This window comes from Streptomyces sp. NPDC054770, from assembly GCF_053611985.1.
On sequence record NZ_JBSHBL010000167.1, the window covers coordinates 1 to 5472 of the forward strand.

Annotated in this window: 4 protein-coding genes; all 4 read right to left on the reverse strand. The window is 70.9% G+C overall.

Translation table 11 applies throughout. The features are described from left to right. Nucleotides 1-36 precede the first annotated feature (36 nt). Nucleotides 37-2748, reverse strand: coding sequence for a pyruvate dehydrogenase (acetyl-transferring), homodimeric type (gene aceE, locus ACWGKQ_RS51735; RefSeq protein WP_453299105.1), 2712 nt, complete (start codon nucleotides 2746-2748; stop codon nucleotides 37-39). Between the two features lie 322 nt (nucleotides 2749-3070). Then, nucleotides 3071-3553 (reverse strand): signal peptidase II, encoded by a 483-nt coding sequence (locus ACWGKQ_RS51740; protein WP_453299108.1) that lies wholly within the window; start codon nucleotides 3551-3553, stop codon nucleotides 3071-3073. Nucleotides 3554-3623: 70 nt separating this feature from the next. Then, nucleotides 3624-4247 (reverse strand): GntR family transcriptional regulator, encoded by a 624-nt coding sequence (locus tag ACWGKQ_RS51745; protein ID WP_453299106.1) that lies wholly within the window; start codon nucleotides 4245-4247, stop codon nucleotides 3624-3626. A 182-nt stretch (nucleotides 4248-4429) separates the two neighbouring features. Beyond that, nucleotides 4430-5472 (reverse strand): 2-oxoglutarate dehydrogenase, E2 component, dihydrolipoamide succinyltransferase (sucB, locus tag ACWGKQ_RS51750; RefSeq protein WP_453299107.1); only part of this gene is annotated, 1043 nt, incomplete at its 5' end.

Below are 5472 nucleotides of genomic sequence, written 5' to 3' on the forward strand. Positions count from 1 at the left end.
GTGCCGGACCGCGCCGTCGGCGGTCATGTCGGTGGCTCAGAGCCCGTAGCGCTCCCGTGCTTCCTTCACCGCGGTCGCCTTGACCTCGCCGCGCCTGGTCAGCTGGGCCAGGGCCGCCACCACGATCGACTCGGCGTCGACGCCGAAGTGGCGGCGGGCCGCGTCACGGGTGTCGGAGAGGCCGAAGCCGTCCGCGCCCAGCGAGGACCAGTCCTGCTCGACCCACTGCGCGATCTGGTCGGGGACCTGGCGCATGTAGTCGGAGACCGCGAGGACCGGGCCCTCCGCGCCGTGCAGCACCTGGCGGACGTACGGCACCCGCTCCTCGCCGCGCAGCAGGGCCGCGTCCGCCTCCATGGCGTCCCGGCGCAGCTCGGACCAGGAGGTCGCGGACCAGACGTCGGCGGCCACGCCCCACTCCTCGGCGAGCAGCCGCTGCGCCTTGAGCGCCCAGTGGATCGCCGTACCGGAGCCGAGCAGCTGGATGCGCGGGGCGTTCGCCACCACGGACAGCCCGGCCGACTCCGCCGTGTTGAAGCGGTACAGGCCCTTGACGATGCCCTCGTCGATGCCGAGCCCGGCCGGTTTGGCGGGCTGCGGGAGCGGCTCGTTGTAGACGGTCAGGTAGTAGAAGACGTTCGGGTCCTCGCCCGGCGCCGCCTCGCCGTACATCCGGCGCAGACCGTCCTTGACCACGGCCGCGACCTCGTAGGCGAAGGCCGGGTCGTACGTCAGCGCGGCCGGGTTGGTCGCGGCGATCACCGGAGAGTGGCCGTCGGCGTGCTGCAGGCCCTCACCGGTCAGGGTGGTACGGCCGGCGGTCGCGCCGACCAGGAAGCCGCGGCCGAGCTGGTCGCCGAGCTGCCACATCTGGTCGGCGGTCCGCTGCCAGCCGAACATCGAGTAGAAGATGTAGAACGGGATCATCGCCTCGCCGTGCGTCGCGTACGCGGTGGACGCGGCGATGAAGTCGGCCATCGAACCGGCCTCGGTGATCCCCTCGTTGAGGATCTGGCCGTTCTTGGCCTCCTTGTAGTACATCAGCTGGTCACGGTCGACCGGCTCGTACGTCTGGCCCTTGGGGGAGTAGATGCCCAGCGAGGGGAACAGGCTCTCCATACCGAAGGTGCGCGCCTCGTCGGGCACGATCGGCACCCAGCGCTTGCCGGTCTCCTTGTCGCGGACCAGGTCCTTGATCAGCCGGACGAAGGCCATCGTCGTCGCCACGTTCTGGGAGCCGGAGCCCTTGTCGAAGGAGGCGAACGCCTTGTCGGCGGGGGCGGGCAGCGGGGCCAGGGCCTGCGTACGGCGGGCCGGGGCCGGACCGCCGAGGGCCGCCCGGCGCTCCTGGAGGTAGCGGACCTCGGGGGAGTCGGCGCCGGGGTGGCCGTAGGGCACGACACCGTCGGCGAAGGCGCTGTCCGGGATCGGCAGCTCCAGCAGGTCGCGCATCGCCTTGAACTCGTCCACCGTCAGCTTCTTCATCTGGTGGTTGGCGTTCTTGGACGCGAAGCCGCTGCCGAGGGTGAAGCCCTTGACCGTCTGGGCCAGGATCACGGTCGGCGCGCCCTTGAACTCGACGGCGGCCTTGTACGCGGCGTACACCTTGCGCGCCTCGTGACCGCCGCGCGAGAGGTGGAAGCACTCCAGGATCTTGTCGTCGCTCAGCAGCTTCGCCATCTCGGCGAGCGCCGGGTCCTTGCCGAAGAAGTCGGCGCGGATGTAGGCGGCGTCGCGGGTCTGGTACGTCTGTACCTGCGCGTCCGGTACCTCGCGCAGCCGCCGTACCAGCGCACCGGTGGTGTCGAGCGCGAACAGCTCGTCCCAGGCGGTGCCCCACAGCGACTTGACGACGTTCCAGCCGGCGCCGCGGAACTGGGCCTCCAGCTCCTGCACGATCTTGAAGTTGGCGCGCACCGGGCCGTCGAGGCGCTGCAGGTTGCAGTTGATGACGAAGGTCAGGTTGTCCAGACCCTCGCGGGAGGCGAGTGCGAGGGCGGCCGTGGACTCCGGCTCGTCCATCTCGCCGTCGCCGAGGAAGGCCCAGACGTGGGAGGCGGAGAGGTCCTTGATGCCGCGGGCCGTCAGGTACCGGTTGAAACGGGCCTGGTAGATGGCCGAGAGCGGGCCGAGGCCCATGCTCACGGTCGGGAACTCCCACAGCCAGGGCAGGCGGCGGGGGTGCGGGTACGAGGGCAGGCCGTTGCCGCCGGCCTCCTGGCGGAAGTTGTCGAGGTGCGCCTCGGTCAGGCGGCCGTCGAGGAAGGCACGGGCGTAGATGCCGGGGGAGGCGTGGCCCTGGATGTAGAGCTGGTCGCCGCTGCCGGGCGAATCCTGGGATTCCTTGCCCTTGAAGAAATGGTTGAAGCCGGTCTCGTAGAGCCAGGCAGCGGAGGCGAAGGTGGCGATGTGGCCGCCGACGCCGTACTTGCTGCCCCGGGTCACCATCGCGGCCGCGTTCCAGCGGTTCCACGCGGTGATCTTCCGCTCCATCTCCTCGTCACCGGGGACGGCCGTCTCGGCGGCGGTGGGGATGGTGTTGAGGTAGTCCGTCTCCAGCAGCTTCGGCAGCGCGATGCCGCCCGCCTCGGCGCGCTCCAGCGTGCGCCGCATCAGGTACGCGGCGCGGTGCGGCCCGGCCTCCCTGGCCACGGCGTCCAGAGAGGCCTGCCATTCGGCGGTCTCCTCCGGGTCCCGGTCCGGGAGCTGGTCGAGCGCGCTCGGCTGGATGGCGTTGGGGTCGGTCATGTCGCCGCCTTCCTCAGTCGAAGGGGGTTCCCTCATCGGTAAGGGTTCGGGGGTGCCCTTTGTCTTTGGCAGGACAGGGCGGAGGGCCCGGGTGCGAGCCCGTCGGCGACTCTAACTCCCTGATCGATGATCGATCAAAGGGTTGAAGGGCAAAACCTCTCGATTCCGAGAAAGTCGGCACGGCGTGCCTTCGACGGTGGCACCGGGTGACGTGATCGGAATGGGGTTTGCGCAGGTCGGACGGGGTTTTGAGCGGGGGTGCGCTCTTGTGTTCCGACGGCCCGGGAGGGGGCTGCGACACCTCGGGCCACGAGGCTTTGATCTACGACGAAAGGGTCGCCGGACCGGCGGCCGCCGGCTCCCGCCCGCGCAAGGACAGCAGGACCGCCAGGGCGCTGCCGCAGGTGATCGCCCAGTCGGCGAGATTCATCACACTGAAGTCGCGGACCGCGATGAAGTCGACCACCGCGCCCTGCATGCCGCCCGGAGCCCGGAAGACACGATCCGTCAGGTTGCCGAGCGCCCCGCCGAGCAGCAGCCCCAGCGAGATCGCCCACGGTGTGCTGGCCAGCCTGCGGGAGACCCGGACGACGGCCACGGCGACGGCCGCCGCGATCAGGGTGAACACGAACGTCGTCGCATGACCGACACCGAACGCAGCACCGGGGTTGCGCTGCACCCGCAGCTCCAGCCAGGTACCGAGCACCGGGACCGGGGCGCGCCCCTCCAGCCAGGCGACCACGGCCGTCTTGCTCCCCAGGTCGACGGCGTAGGCGAGGCCCGCCACCCACCACAGCACCCGCATCCGCCGCCTTGCCGCAGGCCTGTCGCTCGCCGTCACGCTCGGTCCTCCCGCTCTCTTCGCGGAGCCCTCGTCACGGCCGCGGCGCGCACCCCAGCACGTGGGCCTTCACGATATCGGCGATGCGCGGATCGCGGCGCCGGAAGGCGGCGACCAGTTCCTCGTGCTCCTCGGCGTACGACTGCTGGACCGTGCCCAGCCAGCGGATCGACAGCGCCGTGAAGACCTCGATGCCCAGGCCCTCCCAGGTGTGCAGCAGCACCGAGTTCCCGGCCGCCCGGACCAGCTCGCGGTGGAAGCCGACCGTGTGCCGGACCTGGGCGGTGCCGTCGGCGTTCCGGTCGGCGTCGTACAGGGCCGCCACATGCGGTTCGAGCGCCGAGCAGTCCTCGGCCAGCCGCTCCGCCGCCAGCTCCGCCGCGATCGCCTCCAGGCCGGCCCGCACCGGGTAGCTCTCCTCCAGGTCGGCCGCCGTCAGGTTCCGTACCCGCACGCCCTTGTTCGGTGCCGACTCGATCAGCCGCAGCGACTCCAGTTCCCGCAGCGCCTCCCGCACCGGCGTCTGGCTGACCTCCAGCTCCGTCGCGATCCGTCGCTCCACGATCCGCTCACCCGGCTGCCAGCGCCCGCTGACGATTCCCTCCACGATGTGCTCGCGGATCTGTTCGCGCAGCGAGTGGACGACGGGCGCGGTCATGGGAGCTCCTTAAGGGCGTTTGACGTTTAGACAATAAGGCCGAACCGCCTTTCGGGAGGGGCGCGCGGGGGCGCTTTCGTGCAGGTGAGACGAGACTTACATGCCCCACCTCGACCGGGTGAGACGACGGTGCCCCGCCCGGAAGAACTCCGGGCGGGGCACCGTACAGGACCGCAGGAGGCTTACAGACCGAGCTCGACCTCGAACTCGCCGGCCTCCAGGATCGCCTTGACGGCCGTCAGGTAACGGGCCGCGTCGGCGCCGTCCACCAGGCGGTGGTCGTAGGACAGGGTCAGGTACGTCATGTCGCGGACGCCGATGACCGTGCCCTCCTCCGTCTCGATGACGGCGGGGCGCTTGACCGTGGCGCCGATGCCGAGGATCGCGACCTGGTTCGGCGGCACGATGATCGTGTCGAACAGCGCGCCGCGCGAGCCGGTGTTGGAGATGGTGAAGGTCGCGCCGGACAGCTCGTCCGGGGTGATCTTGTTGGCGCGGACCTTGCCGGCCAGGTCGGCGGTGGCCTTGGCGATACCGGCGATGTTGAGGTCGCCGGCGCCCTTGATGACCGGGGTCATCAGGCCCTTCTCGGAGTCCACCGCGATACCGATGTTCTCGGTGTCGAAGTAGGTGATGGTGCCGTCGGCCTCGTTGATCCGGGAGTTGATGACCGGGTGGGCCTTCAGCGCCTGGGCGGCGGCCTTGACGAAGAACGGCATCGGGGAGAGCTTGACGCCCTCGCGGGCCGCGAACGAGTCCTTGGCCTGGGTGCGCAGGCGCATCAGGCGGGTCACGTCGACCTCGACCACCGAGGACAGCTGGGCCTGCTCGCGCAGCGCCTTGACCATGTTGTCGCCGATGACCTTGCGGATGCGGGTCATCTTGACGGTCTGGCCGCGGAGCGGGGAGACCTCCAGCGCGGGGGCCTTCTTGGCAGCGGCGGCGGCAGGGCCTCCGGCAGTCACAGCGGCGGCCACGGGGGCCGGGGCAGCGGCGGCGGCCTTCGCGGCCTCGGCGGCGGCGAGCACGTCCTGCTTGCGGATCCGGCCGCCGACGCCGGTGCCCTTGACGGCGCCCAGGTCGACGCCGTTCTCGGCGGCGAGCTTGCGGACCAGCGGGGTGACGTAGGCACCCTCGTCGACCGGAGCCGCCGGAGCGACCGGAGCCGGTGCCGCGGCCGGGGTGACCGGGGCCGCAGCCACCGGCGCGGGGGCCGGGGCCGGGG

Bases quoted from the DNA above. Each gene is read 5' to 3' on its own strand.
- ACWGKQ_RS51740 (WP_453299108.1), bottom strand. From the start codon at position 3,553: ATGCGGGTGCTGTGGTGGGTGGCGGGCCTCGCCTACGCCGTCGACCTG.
- ACWGKQ_RS51745 (WP_453299106.1), bottom strand. From the start codon at position 4,247: ATGACCGCGCCCGTCGTCCACTCGCTGCGCGAACAGATCCGCGAGCAC.
- aceE (WP_453299105.1), bottom strand. From the start codon at position 2,748: ATGACCGACCCCAACGCCATCCAGCCGAGCGCGCTCGACCAGCTCCCG.